The organism is Delftia sp. WSY_12, from assembly GCF_043104645.1.
In the GTDB taxonomy this organism is placed as follows: Bacteria; Pseudomonadota; Gammaproteobacteria; order Burkholderiales; family Burkholderiaceae_C; genus Comamonas; species Comamonas tsuruhatensis.
In genome coordinates, this window is the sequence record NZ_JBICKW010000025.1 from 126,250 (window position 1) to 143,891 (window position 17,642).

Below are 17,642 nucleotides of genomic sequence, written 5' to 3' on the forward strand. Positions count from 1 at the left end.
CCGGCAAAGAGCGTTCGCAGCACCTATAGTGGCGGGCCTATGAGCCACACGAGCCCGCCGCTGAAGCTGTCCACCGCCGCCATCCTGACGCTGCCGCCCCTGCTGTGGGCCGGCAACGCCATCGTGGGTCGCCTGGTCCATGACCTGATCTCGCCGTTTGCGCTGAACTTCCTGCGCTGGGCCATTGCCTTTGTCCTGCTTGTGCCGCTGGCAGGATGGGCACTGGGCCGCAGCAGCGGCACCTGGAGCCACTGGCGGCAGTTCGCCGTGCTGGGCCTGCTGGGCATCGGCTGCTACAACGCGCTGCTGTATCTGGCGCTCAAGACCTCGACGCCGCTGAACGTCACCCTGGTCAGCTCCAGCATGCCGGTGTGGATGCTGGCCCTGGGCCGCATCGTATGGGGCATTCCCGTCAGCCGGCGCCAACTGCTGGGCGCACTGCTGTCGATGCTGGGCGTGGCCGTGGTGCTGTCGCGCGGAGATCCCGAGCTGCTGCTGCATCTGCAGCTCGTGCCCGGCGATCTGTTCATGGTGCTGGCCACCATGGTCTGGGCCCTCTACACCTGGCTGCTGTCCAAGGCGCAGGTCCCGCAGCGGCTGCGCTCGGACTGGGCAGGATTTTTGCTGGCCCAGATGGTCTTCGGCCTGGGCTGGTCCGGCCTGTTCACGGGCGGCGAGATGGCCATGGGGCAGTTCCACATTCAGTGGGGCTGGCCTCTGGGCGGGGCACTGCTGTTCATCGCCCTGGGCCCGGCCATCCTGGCCTACCGTTTCTGGGGGCTGGGCGTGCAGCGCAGCAGCCCGGCCGTGGCGGGCTTTTTCGGCAATCTGATCCCGCTGTTCACCGCCCTGCTGTCGATCGCGCTGCTGGGCGAAGCGCCGCGCCTGTACCACGGCCTGGCGTTCGTACTCATCGTGGGCGGCATCATGGTGTCTTCGCGCCGGGGATAGCCTTGGGCAGGCCGTGTGCCGCGGTGCGCACGGGCACCTTGGCCAGCAGCTGTTCGAACGCGCGGATGGGAACGGGCGGGCTGAACAGATAGCCCTGGAAGTACTCGCAGCCGTAGTGCGCCAGCAGGGCGCGCTGCTCCAGCGTTTCCACGCCTTCGGCGATCACATCCAGGTTGAGGTTGCGAGCCATGCCGATGATGGTCTGCACGATCACATCGTCGGTATGGCGCATGCCCAGGTGGCGCACGAAGGACTGGTCGATCTTGAGCTGGTTCAGCGGCAGCTGGGTAAGGTAGGTCAGCGAGGAATGGCCGGTGCCGAAGTCGTCCATGGAAAAGCACACGCCATGGCTGCGCAGCTGCTTCATCTTGGCGATGGACTCCTGCACGTTCTCGATCACCAGCGACTCGGTCAGCTCCAGCTTGAGCAGATGGGGGGCGATGCCTGCGCTGCGCACCTGCTCGATGACCTGGGAGGCAAAGTCCTGGTGGCGAAACTGGCGGGCGCTGACATTCACGGCCACCTGCAGATGGCGCAGCCGCGCATCCTTTTGCCAGGCGGCCAGCTGCTCGCAGGCCGTGCGCACCACCCACATGCCCAGCGGCACGATGATCTCGCTTTCCTCAGCCACGGCGATGAACATGCCGGGCGGTACCAGGCCGCGCTCGGGGTGGCGCCAGCGCAGCAGGGCTTCGGCACCGATGACCTCGCCTGCCAGCGTGAACTGGGGCTGGTAGTGCAGCTCGAACTGGGACTGCGCCAGGGCCTGGCGCAGGTCGCCCTCCATGCGCACGCGCTGGTGGATCTCCACCTGCATCTGCGGATCGAAGAAGCACAGGCCGCTGCCGTTGCGCGCCTTGATCTGGTACATGGCGATGTCCGCCTGCTTGAGCAGCTCGGCCGCCGACTGCGGCTGGCGGCCGAACAGCGTGGCGCCAATGCTGCAGGCGCTGCGGTGCAGGTGGGCACCCAGCACATAGGACTGGTTGAGCCGCGCCAGGATCTTCTCGCCAATGCGCTGGGCCAGCGTGGCCGCCTCGGCAGGCTCGTGCGACAGCTCGCAGAGCATGACCACGAATTCATCGCCCCCCAGGCGCGCCACCGTGTCCGAAGAGCGCACGGCGCTGCGCAGCCGGTGCGCCACCTGCTGCAGCAGCTGGTCGCCCACTTCATGGCCCAGCGTGTCGTTGAGCATCTTGAACTGGTCCAGGTCCAGGAACAGCAGCGCCCCGGTCCAGCCTTCGCGCGCAGCCAGCACCGTGGCCTGGGCCAGGCGGTCCAGCAGCAGGCGGCGATTGGGCAGGCTGGTCAGCGGATCGTAGAAGGCCAGGCTTTCGATCTCGGCCGTGGCCAGCCGGATATCGGTGACATCGTTGTAGGTGATGACCACGCCGCCCTCGGCAGCCGGGCGCGCCGTCATCTGCACGAAACGGCCGCTGGCCAGTTGCTGCTCCATGGGGACGCCAGGACGCAGCACCAGTTGCCGGTGCAGGTCCTTCGCCTCATCGATCTGCTCCGGCGCCGCCACCAGACCCACGGCGCTGGGGCTGGCATCCAGCAGGGATTGCAGGGGCCGGCCGGGCTCCAGCTGATCCGCATGCCATGGAAACATCTCCTCGTAGCAGCGATTCCAGCGCAGCACGCGCTGCTGTGAATCCAGCAGCAAAAAGCCGCTGACCATGCTGTCCAGCGCCTGGTCCAGCCATTGCTCGGAGCGCTGTGCCTGACGGCGCGCGGCATGCAGGCGATCCATGTAGCGGTGGACCGTCCAGCCCAGTATGGCCAGCAGCACGCCGAAGATCATCACGGCCAGCACCATCAGCCAGGCCGCCACACGCCAGCCCGCCAGCACGGAGGACATGGGCAGGCTGGCCGTGACCCACAGATTGCCCTTGGGCAGCGGATGCGCGGCCACCAGGGCGGGCACTCGGCTCAGGCGTGCGGCCATGGGCATGACGCCGCTGGACGCCAACTGCGATGTCGCCGGCAGCAACCGCGCAGCCGAGGCCTCGCCGTAGGGGGGCATGGACAGCAGCAGCTCGCCGCTGCCCTGCTCCAGCGTGACTTCCAGTCCGTCCAGCACGCCGCCCTGGGCCAGCACCGCGCCCAGCGCCGCCACCGGCACCTGCATCAGCACATAGCCACCCTGCTGCGCACGGCTCAGCGGGCGCACCAGATAGAGCATGCGCTCGCCGCCCGGCGGCTGCGGCGCCACGGAGGGCGGGCTGGCCAGCAATTCTGAGCGGCTTTGGGCCGCAAGGCGCTCCCAGGCCTGGGCCGGCAGATCAATGGCCGGGCCATCGCCAGAAGCCGCCAGTTCGCGGCCTTTGGAGTCGTGCACGGAGGCGCGGCGCGCCAGCGTGTTCTGCCGCTCCATGGCGTGCAGCATCTCCTGCAGTTGCGGCTGCGAGGCCGATGCGGGATCGCGCGAACCCAGCCATTCATCCACCCCCATGGCCAGTGCGTCCAGGGATTCAAGGCTGCGGCTGATGGCCGCCTCGGTACCGAGCACAAAGCGCACCAGGCGCAGCGATGCCTCTTCCTGCGCGGTGGTGCGCATGCCGCTGAGCAGCCAGACGACGGCGGCCGCCAGGGCCACCGTCAGCAGCACGAGCATCAGGCCCAGGGTATGGCGCATGCCTGGGGGACTGAGCGCAGCCGCCGGGCGCGCGGAGGGGCCTGCAATCGCCTGCGACCAGTCCGTCTGGTGGGACAGTTCGCTCATCTCCCGGCTCCCTGCATGGCATGCGACATGGGCAGGCTGCGGCGAGGCCGCTGGCCGCGATGCAGGGCCGGGGTTTTCAAGACCGCCCCTGTCCGCCGCCCGTTTGCAACTGCGCGGCCATGCCTGGCACTGCCCGGGGCTTGCGGGCTCCGGAGGCGGTCATGGTCGCAGTGCCCTGGCGCATCAGAAGGTTCCTGCGTACAGGCCGCCGTCGGGCAGGATGTTCTGGCCCGTCATGTAGCCTGCGTGGGCGCTGCACAGGAAGGCGCAGATGGCGCCGAATTCATCGGGCGTGCCGAAGCGGCGCGCCGGCACCTGGGATTGCTGCACCAGGCGCACATCGTCCAGGCTCTTGCCGCTCTTGTTGGCGGCGGCCGTGAAGGTGGTGCGCAGGCGGTCGGTGTCGAACTTGCCGGGCAGCAGGTTGTTGATGGTCACGCCCTTGGCCGCGATGCCGCTGCGCGCCAGGCCCGCCACAAAGCCCGTGAGGCCGCTGCGCGCGCCGTTGGACAGGCCCAGGATGTCGATGGGCGCCTTCACGGCGCTGGACGTGATGTTGACGATGCGGCCGAAGCCGCGTGCCGCCATGCCGTCCACCGTGGCCTTGATCAGCTCGATGGGCGTGAGCATGTTGGCGTCCACGGCCTTGAGCCAGGCCGCGCGGTCCCAGTCACGGAAATCGCCGGGAGGCGGGCCGCCCGCATTGGTGATGACGATATCGAAATCCACGCCCGGGCCGCCGGCGGCCGACAGCACGGCGGCACGGCCTTCCTCGGTGGTGATGTCGGCGGCAACGGCCAGCACCTTCACCTGCGGCGCGAGGGCCGCAAGGCTGGCCGCGGCCTCCTGCAGGGCCTCGGGATTGCGCGCATTGATCACCAGGTTCACACCCTCTTGCGCCAGCGCCTTGGCACAGCCAAAGCCCAGGCCCTTGCTGGCGCCACATACCAGGGCCCACTTGCCCGCGATTCCCAGATCCATGTCTCACTCCTGAACAAACACAACCTTGCTCGATCCTTGCAGAACGGCAGCGCACATTGTGCGCGAGGCTTCGACGCTTTCACGCCAAACGTGAGAAAACGTGAACTCGCCGGCACACCGGCGAGCCCCTGGCGCTGCCTTCAATGCGCGCCGCCGCCGTGCTGGCCACGGAACAGCCTGTGGTGCAGCCTGCGCAAGGACCACCACACACCCAGCGCCACCACGGGAATGGCGACGGCGGCCGTGCTCTCCGGCGACCAGGGCCAGCCCAGGGCCTTGGCGCCCTTGGCCAGATAGCTGATCAGGCCCGTAAAGTAGTAGGTGATGGCGGCCACGGACAGGCCTTCCACCGTGGACTGCAGCTTGAGCTGCATGTCCTGGCGCTGGTTCATGGCGCCCAGCAGTTGCTGGCTGCTTTGCTGCTGCTCGATCTCCACGCGCGTGCGCAGCAGGCTGCTGACGCGCGAGACGCGCTCGGACAGCGCGTTCTGCCGCCGCGCCGCCCATTCGCAGGTGCTGCGCGCCGGCGTCAGGCGCCGGTCCATGAACTCGCGGATGGTCTGTATGCCGTCGATGCGTGATTCCTGGATGTCCTGAATGCGCTTGTCCACCAGCTCGAAATAGGCCGCACTGGCGGAAAAGCGCGAGTGCGTGGTGGCGTACTCGCTCTCCACCTGCCCGGCCAGGCGCGTGAGCCGGTCCAGCAGCGCCGGCTCGGCATCGCGGTCCGCCAGGCGGATGGAATGGGCCAGGGCCGCCAGGTCCCGCTCGGCCGTGGCCAGAACGGCAGCGGCCTGGCGGGCGGCAGGCAGGCCCAGCAAGGCCGCCATGCGGTAGGTCTCGATCTCCAGCAGGCGCTGCACCAGCCGCCCCAGGCGGCGCGGCGACAGCGATTCGCCGGCCAGCAGCAGCATGCGCGAGAAGCCATCGGCATGGATGGCGAAGTCCGTGTAGACCTTGCCCGCATCGCCGGCCACGCGTGCGCCCACCAGCGTGTCTTCCTGCAACAGGTGGCGCACCAGGTGCGGCTCGTTGATCGCCTGTTCCTGCAAGGCCCACAGGTGCAGGCCGCTCAGGCACTGGCCAGGCAATGCAGCCAGCCAGTCGCGCGGCACGTAGTCGATGGCGGCCTCGGGCTCGCGCACATCGTCCATGCCGGCCTGCGACATGGGCTTGCTGAAGGTCCAGCAGACGAATTCCGTGTGCAGCTCCCAGCGCAGGTGAAAGGCGCCCAGATCGATGAGCACATGCGTGGTCGCCGCATCGGGCGGGGGCAGGTGGTGGTTGCGCAGCAGGGTGGCCACATGGGCGCGGCTGGCCTCGCGCTGGGCCGCGTCGGTGAGCATCACCACGTGGGTGATGGCCAGCGGCGCCTGCATTTCCTCGGCTGGACGCGCATGGATCTCGTTGTGCAGCAGCACGCGCAGCGGGTGCTGGGATGACAGAAGTGGGGACATCGTGACCTCGAAAGACTGCGCGCTATTGTGCAGGCACGGGCGCTGCGTCCTCCTGCCATCCGGGATCAACAGCTTTCACGTGCATTTCTCGTCGACGCAAAAAAAAACGGCCCCGAAGGGCCGTCAAGCAACATGGTTGCAGCGCTGAGGCGATCAATCCTCGACGAATGCTTCTTCGCGCTTGTTCTTCACTGCGGGCATCAGCACCACCACCAGCAGCACCACGGCGGCGAGCAGCAGGCCGGCCGAGATCGGACGGGTCACGAACACGCTCCAGTCGCCACGCGACAGCAGCAGCGCACGGCGCAGGTTTTCTTCCATCATCGGGCCCAGGATGAAGCCCAGCAGCAAGGGAGCCGGTTCGGTGCCCAGCTTGTGGAACACATAGCCCACGAAGCCGAAGATACCCACCATCCACACGTCCCAGGTGTTGTTGTTGGTACCGTACACGCCGATCGCGCAGAACAGCACGATGGACGGGAACAGCCAGCGGTAGGGCACGGTCAGCAGCTTGATCCAGACGCCGATCAGCGGCAGGTTCAGGACGATCAGCATCAGGTTGCCGATCCACATCGAGGCGATCAGGCCCCAGAACAGCTCGGGGTTGCTGGTCATCACCTGCGGGCCCGGCTGGATGTTGTGGATGGTCATCGCGCCCACCATCAGCGCCATCACGGCGTTGGGCGGAATGCCCAGCGTCAGCAGCGGGATGAAGGAGGTCTGCGAACCTGCGTTGTTGGCCGACTCGGGCGCGCACACGCCACGGATGTTGCCTTGGCCGAAGGGGACTTCGCCCGGCTTGAGCTTGGTCTTCTTCTCGATGGTGTAGGCAGCAAAGGCCGACAGCATGGCACCGCCACCGGGCAGGATACCCAGGGCAGAACCCAGGGCCGTGCCGCGCAGCATGGCAGGCAGCATGCGCTTGAAGTCCTCGGCGGTGGGCATCAGGCCCGTCACCTTGGCTGCGAACACTTCGCGCTCGTCCTCGGGCTTGGACAGGTTGGCAATGATTTCGCCGTAGCCGAACACGCCCATGGCGATCACGACGAAGTCGATACCGTCGGTCAGTTCGGGAATGTCGAAGCTGTAGCGGGCCACACCGGAGTTCACGTCGGTACCGACCATGCCCAGCAGCAGGCCCAGCACGATCATCGCAATGGCCTTGAGCAGCGAGCCCGAAGCCAGCACCACGGCGCCGATCAGGCCCAGGGTCATCAGCGAGAAGTACTCGGCAGGGCCGAACTTGAAGGCCACTTCCGTCAGCGGAGGCGCGAAGGCGGCCAGGATCACGGTGCCCACGCAGCCTGCGAAGAACGAGCCGAGTCCTGCGGCAGCGAGAGCGGGTCCCGCTCGCCCCTTTCTGGCCATCTGGTAGCCGTCGATCACGGTCACCACGGACGAGGATTCACCCGGCAGGTTCACCAAAATGGCGGTGGTCGAGCCACCGTACTGCGCACCGTAGTAGATACCGGCCAGCATGATCAGCGCCGCCACCGGAGGCAGGGCGTAGGTCGCTGGCAGCAGCATGGCGATCGTTGCCACGGGGCCGATGCCTGGAAGCACGCCGATGAGCGTACCGAGCAGACAGCCGACGAAGCAGTAGATCAGGTTCTGGAAAGTGAAGGCGACGCCGAAGCCGGTCGCCAGGTTCTGAAAAAGTTCCACGGACGATGCTCCTGCTTAGCCGGTGATGAAGCTGGGCCAGACGGGGAACTGCAGATTCAGTGCCCACACGAAGGCCACATAGCTGCCTACGGCAAGAACGGTGGCCAGAATTGCCACTTCCTTGAAGTTGAAGCTATGGCCGCCGAGGCTGGCGATGAACACCAGCGCATAGATGGCGACGATCAGACCGAACTGGGGAATGCCCAGATTGGGAACGCCGACCAGCAGGATGCCGAAGGCAAAGTTCGCGGCCAGGATGAAGAACACCTGCTTCCACGCCCACTTGCCGATCTTGTCACCGCCGGAGGGTCCCTTGGTCAGGCCGGAGAAGCAGATGGCCGTGCCCAGAATGGACATCAGCACACCCAGGATCAGCGGGAAGTAGCCCGGGCCCATGCGGGCACCGGTGCCGACGGTGTAGTTGGTTGCGCCGATCGCAAAAGCGAGGCCGACAACCAAAAACATCACGCCGGAAAAAAAGTCTTTCTGACTCTTGATTTTCACGAGAATGTCTCCTTACGGAATCACGACCCGGCGATTTTGCGTTCAGAAAAACTGTGTCCGAATGTGGATTCCACCTACAAAGGGCATACCCTCATGTCCTACCCGCATGAGGAAAAAAGGGTGCCCATGCCAGGCACCCCATCCATCATTGGCAACGGCCTGCGCAAGAGCAGGCACTTACGTTTTTATCCGCCAGTCAGCCCAGCAGGGGCGTGCTGGCCATGACCTCTTGCAGCGTGGTCACGCCTTCGGCCACGCGCAGGGCTCCGGCCAGGCGCAGCGGACGCATGCCGTCCTGCACGGCCTGGCGGCGCAGCGCATCCATGGACGGTGAGGTGTGGATCTGCTGCTTGAGCGCCTCGCTCACGGTCAGCAGCTCGTACAGGCCCATGCGCCCGCGAAAGCCCGTCATGCGGCAATCCACGCACCCCACGGGCTTGTAGGGCTGGTAGCTGCCTGACAGTTTCCAGGGCCGCACGGCCTCGGCCAGCGTGGCGGCCGAAGTCTCCTCGTCGCGCTGCTTGCATTGCGGGCACAGCGTGCGCACCAGGCGCTGGGCCAGCACGCCCAGCAGCGTGGCGTTGATCAGGTAGGGCGGCACGCCCAGCTCCATCAGCCGGCTCACGGCGCTGGGCGCATCGTTGGTGTGCAGCGTGGAGAACACCAGGTGGCCGGTCAGCGCGGCCTGCACGGCCATCTCGGCCGTGGCCAGGTCACGGATTTCGCCCACCATGATGATGTCCGGGTCCTGGCGCATCAGCGAACGCAGTCCCTCGGTGAAGCCGAAGTCCAGCTGCGTCTGCACCTGGGTCTGGTTGAAGCTGGGCTCGATCATTTCGATCGGGTCCTCCACGGTGCTGACGTTGACCTCCTCCGTGGCCACGCGCTTGAGCGTGGAGTACAGCGTGGTGGTCTTGCCCGAGCCCGTGGGACCGGTCACGAGGATGATGCCGTGCGGGCGGCGCACCAGCTCGTTCCAGCGCTGGGCGTCATGGCTGGTGAAGCCCAGGGCGTCCAAGTCCTTGACCGTGTTGTCGGGGTCGAAGATCCGCATCACCAGCTTTTCGCCAAAGGCCGTGGGCAGCGTGGACAGGCGCATTTCCACCTCGTCGCCGCGCGGGTTGCGGGTCTTGATGCGCCCATCCTGGGGACGGCGCTTTTCCACCACGTCCATGCGCCCGAGCAGCTTCACGCGCGAGACCATGGCGTTGAGCACGCCCATGGGCACCTGGTAGACCGGATGCAGCACGCCGTCGATGCGAAAGCGGATCACGCCCTGGTCGCGTCGGGGCTCCATGTGGATGTCGCTGGCGCGCTGGTCGAAGGCGTATTGCCACAGCCAGTCCACCACGCGCACCACGCCCTGGTCGTTGGCATCGAGCTGCTTGCTGCTGTTGCCCAGCTCCACCAGCTGCTCGAAGCTGGCCGCGCTGGCCGCACCGCCGGCCTTCTCGGCAGCGCGCACCGACTTGGCCAAGGCGAAGAACTCGCCCGTGTAGCGCTTGAGGTCCACCGGACTGGCCAGCACGCGGCGCACCTTGCGGCGCGCCTGGCGCTCGACCTCGGCCACCCAGTCGTCGATGAACGGCTCGGCCGTGGCCACCACCACTTCCTGCGGCGACACCTGCACGGGCAGCACCTTGTGGCGCTCGGCATAGCTGGCGCTCATGATTTCGCCCACGCGGCCCGCATCCACGCGCAGCGGGTCGATGCGCAGGTAGGCCAGGCCGCTGCGGCTCGCCAGGTACTGGGTCAGCTCCTCGATGTCCAGCGCGCGCCCGTCACCGGCCCGGGCCACGCCCACGTTGGCCAGCCGGACCAGCGGGTGCTGGGTGCTCTCGGCCTGCGAGCAGCGCGCCACGGTGCGCTGGGCCTCTTCGGCCGTGATCACGCCGTCGGCCTGCAGCCACTGCACCAGCCTGCGCCAGTCCAGGGGCCCCGAAGGATTGCGCGGAGCGACGGCGGTTGTGGGCTGTGCGGTGGAGGTCGGGTCGGACATGGCGTTGGGCCGGAAGCTGAACTGCGCCCTATGGTAAGCCTGCCGGCCTCCCTGCCCGGCCAGCCCGCTCTACCAGGGCCGCACGAAGATCTTGGGCCAGCGCGTGGTGGGCAGGTCCCAGCGGGCCTGCACCTGGGCGCTGGCGGCCTGCAGCGCTGCGGGGTCGAGCGCGCGCGGCGTGCGCTGGGCCAGCACCACGGTGTTGCCTTCGCGCGTGGGGCGGAAGGCCCACATGGCCTCTTCGCCAAAGGCTTCGGCCATGCGTGCCAGGCTGCGCTCGTAGCTGGAGGTGCGGCCGAACAGGTTGACGGTCATGATGCCGTCCTCGGTCAGCAGATTGCGGCAATCGGCATAGAACTCGGCGCTGTCCAGCACGGGCGCGGCCGCATCGTGGTCATAGAGATCCACGGCCAGCGCATCGACCGTGCCCAGCCACTGGCTCTTGCGGATTTCCTGGGCCGCATCGGCCAGCACCACGCGCAGCGTGTCGCTGTCGGGCGGCAGCTTGAACCAGCTGCGGCACACGGCCAGCACCTGCGGATTCAGCTCGATGGCCGTGGTGCGCATGCGCAGCTTCTTGTGGCAGAACTTGGTGATGGCCGCGGCGCCCAAGCCCAGCTGCATGGCATGGCGGCCGGCCACGCTGGCGGGTTCCATGAACAGCAGCCAGGCCATCATGCGCTGCACGTACTCCAGCTCGATCTCGAAGGGCTCGCGTATGCGCATGGAGCCCTGTATCCAGGGCGTGCCCAGGTGCAGGTGGCGCACATCGCCATCGTCGGAGACGCTGACTTCGGGCAGCTCGGCATCTGCGGCGTTGGCGGGAGAGGAAGGGGCGGCCTTGGCGGCGCCACGGGTCTTGCGTATCACGTCGGGAAAAATGGAAAGATTCAGAGCAGTTGATGGAGAGCCAGCGCCTCGCGCCAGGCCTGGACCTTGCGTTCGAAACGCCAGCTCGCGTTGGCCGGGCTGGTCGATGGCAGCTTCACGGCAGCCAGGCCCAGGGCCTGCGTGCGGCCGGCGTGCTTGTAGCTCTCGCCACCGTTGTGCAAGGCCAGCGTCAACAGCGGGCAGTGCGTGCGCAGCCCAGCGAAGTCGTTCACCTCGGCAGCGCGGATGGCGCTGTCCAGGCTGCCTTCGCGCTCGCAGCTGGCGTACACATCCCACAGCCCCAGGCCCCGGGCCAGCAGCCATTCGCAGCGGCCCGCATAGTCATCGCGGCCGGGCTGCGGATACTCGGGCCACAAGGCCTGGAGCAGGGGCCAGAACTGGTTTTGCGGATGGGCATAGTACTGCTGCAATTGCAGCGATCGCAGGCCCGGAAAGCTACCCAGCACCAGGGCCCGGGTCCGCGCATCGGCCACCGGCGCCAGGCCCTGCCAGCGCGGGGTGCCGGGGGGCGGCAGATCGGAAACGGTCAAGGACATGGCCGGCATTGTCGCCCAGCACTCGCCGGGCTGCTCGCAGCGGGCGGCAAGACCGCTCATGGGCATGCGCGGCCCAGGCTCAGGCCATGGCGGGCAGGCCGCGCAGCGCGGCACGCGCGTTGCGGCCCGTGGCCTCGGCCAGGGCCTGGGGCGTAATGCCGCGCAGTTGCGCAATCACATCCGCAATGCGTGCCAGCTCGGCCGGCGTGTTGCGGCCCTGGGCCTGGCCCTGGGCACGCTGCCCGGCCGTGGTGTAGAGCCAGTGCGGCGGAATGTCGGGAGCGTCGGTTTCCAGCACCAGCGCGTCCAGCGGCAAGCTGGCTGCCAACTCGCGCAGCCTGAGCGCGCGGTCATAGGTCACGGCGCCGCCGAAGCCCAGCTTGAAACCCAGGTCGATGAAGGCCTGGGCCTGCTGCACGCTGCCGTTGAAGGCATGGGCAATGCCACCCGCCACGGGCCGCGCGCGCAGGGTCTTGAGCAGCCGGTCGCTGGACTTGCGCACATGCAGGATGACCGGGAGATCGAACTCGCGCGCCAGCGCGATCTGCTGCTCGTAGAACCAGACCTGCCGCTGTGCGTCCAGCCCTGGCACGAAGAAGTCCAGCCCGATCTCGCCCACGGCCACCAGTTGGGGATCGCCACGCAGCCGGTCCAGCGTCTCGCGCAATGCGGCAATGTCCTGCTCGCGGGCATTGGGCGTGTACAGCGGATGGATGCCCAGCGCATAGCTGTCGCCATGGCGCCGCGCCAGCGCCACCACCGTGTCCCAGTGCTCGCGCGCCACGGCCGGAATCACCAGATGCGCAACGCCTGTCTCGGCCGCCTGCGCGCGCACGGCATCGCGGTCGGCATCGAATTCAGGGGCATCGAGGTGGCAGTGGGTGTCTATCCAGGCGGGCATGGCCGCATCATGCCACCGGCCCGGGCAGCGCCCGTCCAAGGGGCAGACGAGGCCCGGAGCAAGGGCAAACCCTTGGCTTATTGCGAGTCGGCTCCGTTTGACAAAATCAATACACGAATGGCTTGCGCCTCCATAAAAATACATAAAGTAACACTTACACCCCGCATCGGGCTCCCGCATCACCGGCCGGCATGCTTTGGAGAGAGGAATTCCCATGAAGCGCTCAGCATGGAGTCGAATCCTGGACCTCGGTGGCGCACGCCGCAAGGCGGAGCTTGACGGGCAATTGGCCGCCATACACAAGTCCCAGGCGGTGATCGAGTTCGACCTGCAAGGCCATGTGCTGGCTGCCAACCAGAACTTCCTGGACACCATGGGCTACGAGGAGCACGAGGTCATCGGCCAGCACCACCGCATGTTCGTGGACAGCCAGGTCAGCGAATCCCCCGAATACGCCCAGTTCTGGCAGCGCCTGGGCAGCGGCATCCACGATGCGGGGCGCTACCGGCGCATCGCCAGGGATGGGCGCGATGTCTGGCTGCAGGCCAGCTACAACCCCATCTTCGACCGGCATGGCCGGCCCTTCAAGGTGGTGAAGTACGCCACCGACATCACCGAGCAGCAGCGCCGCAACGCCGATGCCGAAGGCCAGCTGGCCGCCATCTCCAAGGTGCAGGCCATCATCGAGTTCGACCTGGACGGCAACATCCTCCATGCCAACCGCCTGTTCCTGCAGGCCATGGGCTACACGCTGGACGAGGTCACGGGGCGGCACCACAGCATGTTCGTCCAGCCCCATGAGCGCCAAAGCGCCGAATACGCGCAGTTCTGGCGCAAGCTGGGCAGCGGCCAGCACGATGCAGGCCAGTACCTGCGCATCGGCAAGCACGGCCGCCAGGTCTGGATCGAGGCCAGCTACAACCCCATCCTCGATGCCGACGGCCGGCCCTTCAAGGTAGTCAAGTACGCCCGCGATATCACGCGCCGCTTCACGGCCGCGCAGACCCTGGGCGAGGCCATGCAGGGCCTGAGCGAAAGCGCCGAGCACGCAGGCCAGGCCAATGAACTGGCCCGCCAGGCCTGCCTGGTGGCCGAGCAGGGCGGGCGCACGGTGCACGAGGTGATGGGCACCATGGAGTCCATCAGCGCCAGCTCGCGCAAGATCAGCGACATCATCGGCGTGATGGACGGCATCGCCTTCCAGACCAATATCCTGGCGCTGAACGCCGCCGTGGAGGCGGCCCGCGCCGGCGAGCAGGGCCGGGGCTTTGCCGTGGTGGCCGGCGAGGTGCGGGCACTGGCGCAGAACAGTGCCGCCGCCGCCAAGGAGATCAAGCAGCTCATCCACACCTCGGTGGAGCAGGTGGCTCTGGGCGCCGAGCAGGTGCGACAGGCCGGCGGGACCATGCAGGAAATCGTGGATTCCTCCCACCAGGTCACGGCCATCATGGGCGACGTGGTGCAGGCCTCCATGGCGCAGTCTGCGCGGCTGCGCGAGGTCACGGCCGACCTGACGGCCCAGAGCGTGAACATCGGCGACACGCCCCGCGCGCAACCCGTGCGCAAGTCGCTGCCGGCGGCCATGGTTCCCGAGGCCCCGCAGATCAAGGCGGCGCCAGCGCCCTCCGTGGTGCCTGTGCGCACGCCGCACATGGGCGGCAAGCTGCTGCGCATGGCCTGACGCCGGAGCGCGCAGGACGGCGCACGCAGGACCCAGTACAGGGTCAGGCCAGCTGTCCCTGCACCAGGCGCACCATGCGGTCGCAGCGCGCCGCGAGCTGCTCGTCGTGCGTGACCATCACAAAGGCCGTGCCATGGCTGCGCGCCAGCTCCAGCATCAGGCGGAACACGGTGTCGGCCGTGCTGCGGTCCAGGTTGCCGGTGGGCTCGTCGGCCAGCACGCAGGCAGGCTGCGTGACCAGGGCGCGGGCAATGGCCACGCGCTGGCGCTCGCCCCCCGACAGCTCGGCCGGCCGGTGCAGCATGCGTTCGCCCAGGCCCACGGCCGCCAGCATGCGTGCGGCGCGCTCCATGCACTCGGCCCGGTCGTCGCGGCGTATGCGCAGCGGCATGGCCACGTTGTCCTGGGCGCTGAATTCGGGCAGCAGATGGTGGAACTGGTAGATGAATCCCAGGTGCCTGTTGCGCAGCGCACCCTGCTTCTGGGCGCTGAGTTCATGCAGGGGCTCGCCCTTGAGGGTGACGCTGCCGCTGGTGGGGGCGTCCAGTCCGCCCAGCAGGTGCAGCAGCGTGCTCTTGCCCGAGCCCGAGGCGCCGACAATGGCCAGCGTCTCGCCCGCACGCACCTGCAGGTCGACACCTGCCAGCACCTGCACGTTGAGCCGTCCTTCGGCGAAGCGCTTGGTGAGGCCGCGCGCATCGAGGACCACGGCGCCCTGCTGGGACACTTCGAAACCGGGCATCACATTCACTTCATTCATAGCGCAGCGCCTCGGCGGGGTTCACGCGGCTGGCGCGCCAGCTCGGGTAGATGGTGGCGACAAAGGCCAGGACCAGGGAGATCACGGCGATGGGCATGATGTCGCTGTACTGCGGATCGCTGGGCATCTTGCTGATCAGGTAGATGTCCTTGGGCAGGAAGTTGGCATGCAGCAGGCGCTCGATGGCCGGCACGATGACATCGATGTTGAAGGCAATGCCCAGGCCCAGCAGCAGGCCCGCGAAGGTGCCGATGACGCCCACCATGGCGCCCTGCACCATGAAGATTCCCATGATGCTGGACGGCGAGGCGCCCAGCGTGCGCAGGATGGCGATGTCGGCGCGCTTGTCGGTCACCGTCATCACCAGCGTGGACACGAGGTTGAACGCAGCCACGGCCACGATGAGCGTGAGGATGATGAACATCATGCGTTTTTCCAGCTGCACGGCCGCGAACCAGGTGCGGTTCTGCTGGGTCCAGTCGCGGATCAGCAGGCGGTCGGTGATGGTGTGGGCCAGTTCCATGGCCACGCGCGGTGCCTCATGCAGGTCCTTGAGCTTCAGGCGGATGCCGGTCGGCCCTTCCAGGCGGAACAGGCGCTGCGCGTCCTCGTAATGCATCATCACCAGGGCCGAGTCGTATTCGTAGTGGCCGGAGTCGAAGGTGCCGGCCACATGCATCTGCTTGAGGCGGGGCACCACGCCGGCCGGCGTGACCTGGCCGCCCGGGGCGATCAGCGTGACCATGTCGCCCTGGCGTACGCCCAGCGAGCGCGCCAGCTCCACGCCCAGCACCACGTTGAACTCGCCAGGCACCAGGCGCTGGAGCACCTCGGCATTGGTGGCGGCCACGTCGGTGACCTCGCCCTCGCGCGCCGGATCGATGCCGCGCACCAGCGTGCCCTTCATGTCCTCGCCACGCGCCAGCAGCGCCTGGGCCGCGACGAAGGGTGCGGCGCCCAGCACGTCGGGGTTGGCGCGCGCCTCGCGCATGGTGCGCTCCAGATCGGGCAGCGCCGCACCCTGGGGCGCGAAGATCTCGATGTGCGAGACCACGCTGAGCATGCGGTCGCGCACTTCCTTCTGGAAGCCGTTCATCACGCTGAGCACGATGATCAGCGCCGCGACACCGAGGGCGATGCCCAGCATGGAGACGCCGGAGATGAACGAGATGAAGCCGTTGCGGCGCGTGGCGCGCCCGGCCCGGGTGTAGCGCCAGCCGACGGCCAGTTCGTAGGGAAATTGCATGGGCATGCATTGTGTCATCGCCCGCAGGCCCTGCATGGCGGCAGGCTTTGCCGTCGGCGTGTCAGCGCCGGTGCCGTCCGCGGTCCACGCGCGGCAGGGCGTCGTAGCGGCCCTCTGCCTCCAGCGTCAGCGCATGGCGCTGCAGCCTGGCCAGCAAGGTGTCGAATTGTTCAAGTTCCTCGTCGCTGAGCACGGACACCAGGTCCAGGTGGATCTGGGCCATGCGCGGCAGGATCAGGCCGTACATGCGCCGCCCCTCGGCGGTCAGCGACACGGCCACGCGGCGGCGGTCGCCGGGCAGGGGGCTGCGCTGCACCCAGCCCTTTTCCTCCAGCCCGCTGAGGGCGCGCGAGGTGCGTGCGCGGTCCAGCTGCGCGCGTTCGGCCAGCTCCGACGACAGCAGGCCCTCGTTGGCAGCCACCGTGGCCATCACGCCCCACTCGCGGCGCGTGATGCCGAAATGCGCCTCGCACATGCGCATGGCCACGCCGCCGGCCGCACCAAAGTAGCGGTTGATGCGAAACAGCAGCATCTGCTGGATGGACGTGGGGGCTGGACGGGTATTCACGGGGAACAGTTGATTAGATCAATTGCTGCGGGGACTTCTACAGTGGCCCCGTCCGGAAAGGAGACAACGGGAGCCACCGTCCGGAGCCGGCTTGGGGATTCTCGCAAAGCCCGGCGCCCCCTCAGCGCAGAAAGTTCGCCACCATGTTTTCCCTGTTCCAAGCCACCCATGCCACCCATGCCTTGCGCGGCCCGCTGCTGCGGGCCGGCCTGGCCCTTCTGCTGGGCCTGGGCTCCGGCGCTGGCGCCCGGGCCGATGCGGCCGCCGATGCTGCCGCCTGGCCCGCCAAACCCGTGCGCATCGTCGTCGCCTTCGCGCCCGCTGGCGCCGCCGACATTCTGGCGCGCAGCCTGGGCGAGGTACTGCAGCGTGAGCTCAAACAGCCCTTCGTCGTGGACAACCGGCCCGGCGCGGGCGGCAACATCGGCACCGACAACGCGGCCAAGGCGCCCGGCGACGGCTACACGCTGCTGGTCGGCATCGACACGACCTTCACCGTCAATCCCTTCATCTACAAGAGCATGCCGTTCAAGGGCACGGACCTGCGTCCCGTGATGATGATCGCCTCGCAGGGAATGATGGTGGCCGTGAATCCCCGCACCGGCCTCAGGACCCTGGACCAGTTCATCGCCCAGGGCAAGAGAAGCGGCCTGACGCTGGGCTCGGCCGGCTACGGCACGCCGGGCCACCTGGCCTCGGCCATCCTCACCCATGCCACGGGCGCCAAGGTCAGCCACGTGCCCTACAAGGGCAACGCCCCGGCCAGCACGGCCGTGC

At 67.7% G+C, this 17,642-nt stretch carries 15 protein-coding genes; 3 read left to right on the forward strand and 12 right to left on the reverse strand.

From position 1 onward, the window contains the following. Positions 1-39: 39 nt before the first annotated feature. A complete protein-coding gene (locus tag ACF8LI_RS17350) occupies positions 40-951 on the forward strand; it encodes a DMT family transporter (protein WP_034364101.1) in 912 nt (303 codons plus the stop codon). Here the strand turns inward: ACF8LI_RS17350 and ACF8LI_RS17355 are convergent. The 9 genes from ACF8LI_RS17355 to ACF8LI_RS17395 form a co-directional block, all read right to left on the reverse strand. Beyond that, entirely contained in the window at positions 926-3,676 is a 2,751-nt protein-coding gene (locus tag ACF8LI_RS17355; protein WP_016445739.1) for an EAL domain-containing protein, read from the reverse strand. The two genes, ACF8LI_RS17350 and ACF8LI_RS17355, sit on opposite strands and share 26 nt — an antisense overlap. Positions 3,677-3,859: 183 nt before the next feature. Next, entirely contained in the window at positions 3,860-4,657 is a 798-nt protein-coding gene (locus tag ACF8LI_RS17360) for an SDR family oxidoreductase (protein WP_016445738.1), read from the reverse strand. A 140-nt stretch (positions 4,658-4,797) separates the two neighbouring features. Continuing rightward, on the reverse strand, positions 4,798-6,114 hold the full coding sequence (locus ACF8LI_RS17365; protein WP_016445737.1) for a DUF3422 family protein: 1,317 nt from the start codon (positions 6,112-6,114) through the stop codon (positions 4,798-4,800). A gap of 153 nt (positions 6,115-6,267) precedes the next feature. Beyond that, entirely contained in the window at positions 6,268-7,779 is a 1,512-nt protein-coding gene (locus tag ACF8LI_RS17370) for a tripartite tricarboxylate transporter permease (protein WP_016445736.1), read from the reverse strand. A gap of 15 nt (positions 7,780-7,794) precedes the next feature. Next, a complete protein-coding gene (locus tag ACF8LI_RS17375) occupies positions 7,795-8,283 on the reverse strand; it encodes a tripartite tricarboxylate transporter TctB family protein (RefSeq protein ID WP_016445735.1) in 489 nt (162 codons plus the stop codon). A gap of 196 nt (positions 8,284-8,479) precedes the next feature. Next, a complete protein-coding gene (locus ACF8LI_RS17380) occupies positions 8,480-10,282 on the reverse strand; it encodes a GspE/PulE family protein (RefSeq protein ID WP_016445734.1) in 1,803 nt (600 codons plus the stop codon). A gap of 69 nt (positions 10,283-10,351) precedes the next feature. Beyond that, positions 10,352-11,152, reverse strand: a complete 801-nt coding sequence (locus ACF8LI_RS17385) for a spermidine synthase (RefSeq protein ID WP_047468244.1) — start codon at positions 11,150-11,152, stop codon at positions 10,352-10,354. Between the two features lie 20 nt (positions 11,153-11,172). Beyond that, on the reverse strand, positions 11,173-11,718 hold the full coding sequence (locus tag ACF8LI_RS17390; RefSeq protein WP_392413510.1) for a DNA-deoxyinosine glycosylase: 546 nt from the start codon (positions 11,716-11,718) through the stop codon (positions 11,173-11,175). A 70-nt stretch (positions 11,719-11,788) separates the two neighbouring features. Further along, a complete protein-coding gene (locus ACF8LI_RS17395; protein ID WP_016451088.1) occupies positions 11,789-12,610 on the reverse strand; it encodes a TatD family hydrolase in 822 nt (273 codons plus the stop codon). A gap of 214 nt (positions 12,611-12,824) precedes the next feature. On the opposite strand from ACF8LI_RS17395, the gene ACF8LI_RS17400 reads away from it, so the two are divergent. Next, a complete protein-coding gene (locus ACF8LI_RS17400; protein ID WP_392413464.1) occupies positions 12,825-14,291 on the forward strand; it encodes a methyl-accepting chemotaxis protein in 1,467 nt (488 codons plus the stop codon). Between the two features lie 43 nt (positions 14,292-14,334). Here ACF8LI_RS17400 and lolD read toward each other — a convergent pair whose 3' ends face one another. The 3 genes from lolD to ACF8LI_RS17415 all read right to left on the reverse strand — a co-directional run bounded on the left by lolD (position 14,335) and on the right by ACF8LI_RS17415 (position 16,829). Further along, the gene (gene lolD, locus ACF8LI_RS17405; protein ID WP_013800885.1) at positions 14,335-15,051 is read right to left on the reverse strand and encodes a lipoprotein-releasing ABC transporter ATP-binding protein LolD; all 717 of its coding nucleotides are present in this window, start codon (positions 15,049-15,051) and stop codon (positions 14,335-14,337) included. Next, a complete protein-coding gene (locus ACF8LI_RS17410; protein ID WP_034347641.1) occupies positions 15,044-16,297 on the reverse strand; it encodes a lipoprotein-releasing ABC transporter permease subunit in 1,254 nt (417 codons plus the stop codon). The genes lolD and ACF8LI_RS17410 overlap by 8 nt, the downstream gene beginning before the upstream one ends. A 61-nt stretch (positions 16,298-16,358) precedes the next feature. After that, on the reverse strand, positions 16,359-16,829 hold the full coding sequence (locus ACF8LI_RS17415; protein ID WP_016445728.1) for a MarR family winged helix-turn-helix transcriptional regulator: 471 nt from the start codon (positions 16,827-16,829) through the stop codon (positions 16,359-16,361). A gap of 179 nt (positions 16,830-17,008) precedes the next feature. Here ACF8LI_RS17415 and ACF8LI_RS17420 point away from each other — a divergent pair. Further along, positions 17,009-17,642: tripartite tricarboxylate transporter substrate binding protein (locus ACF8LI_RS17420; RefSeq protein WP_392453854.1), on the forward strand; the 634-nt coding region annotated here is incomplete at its 3' end.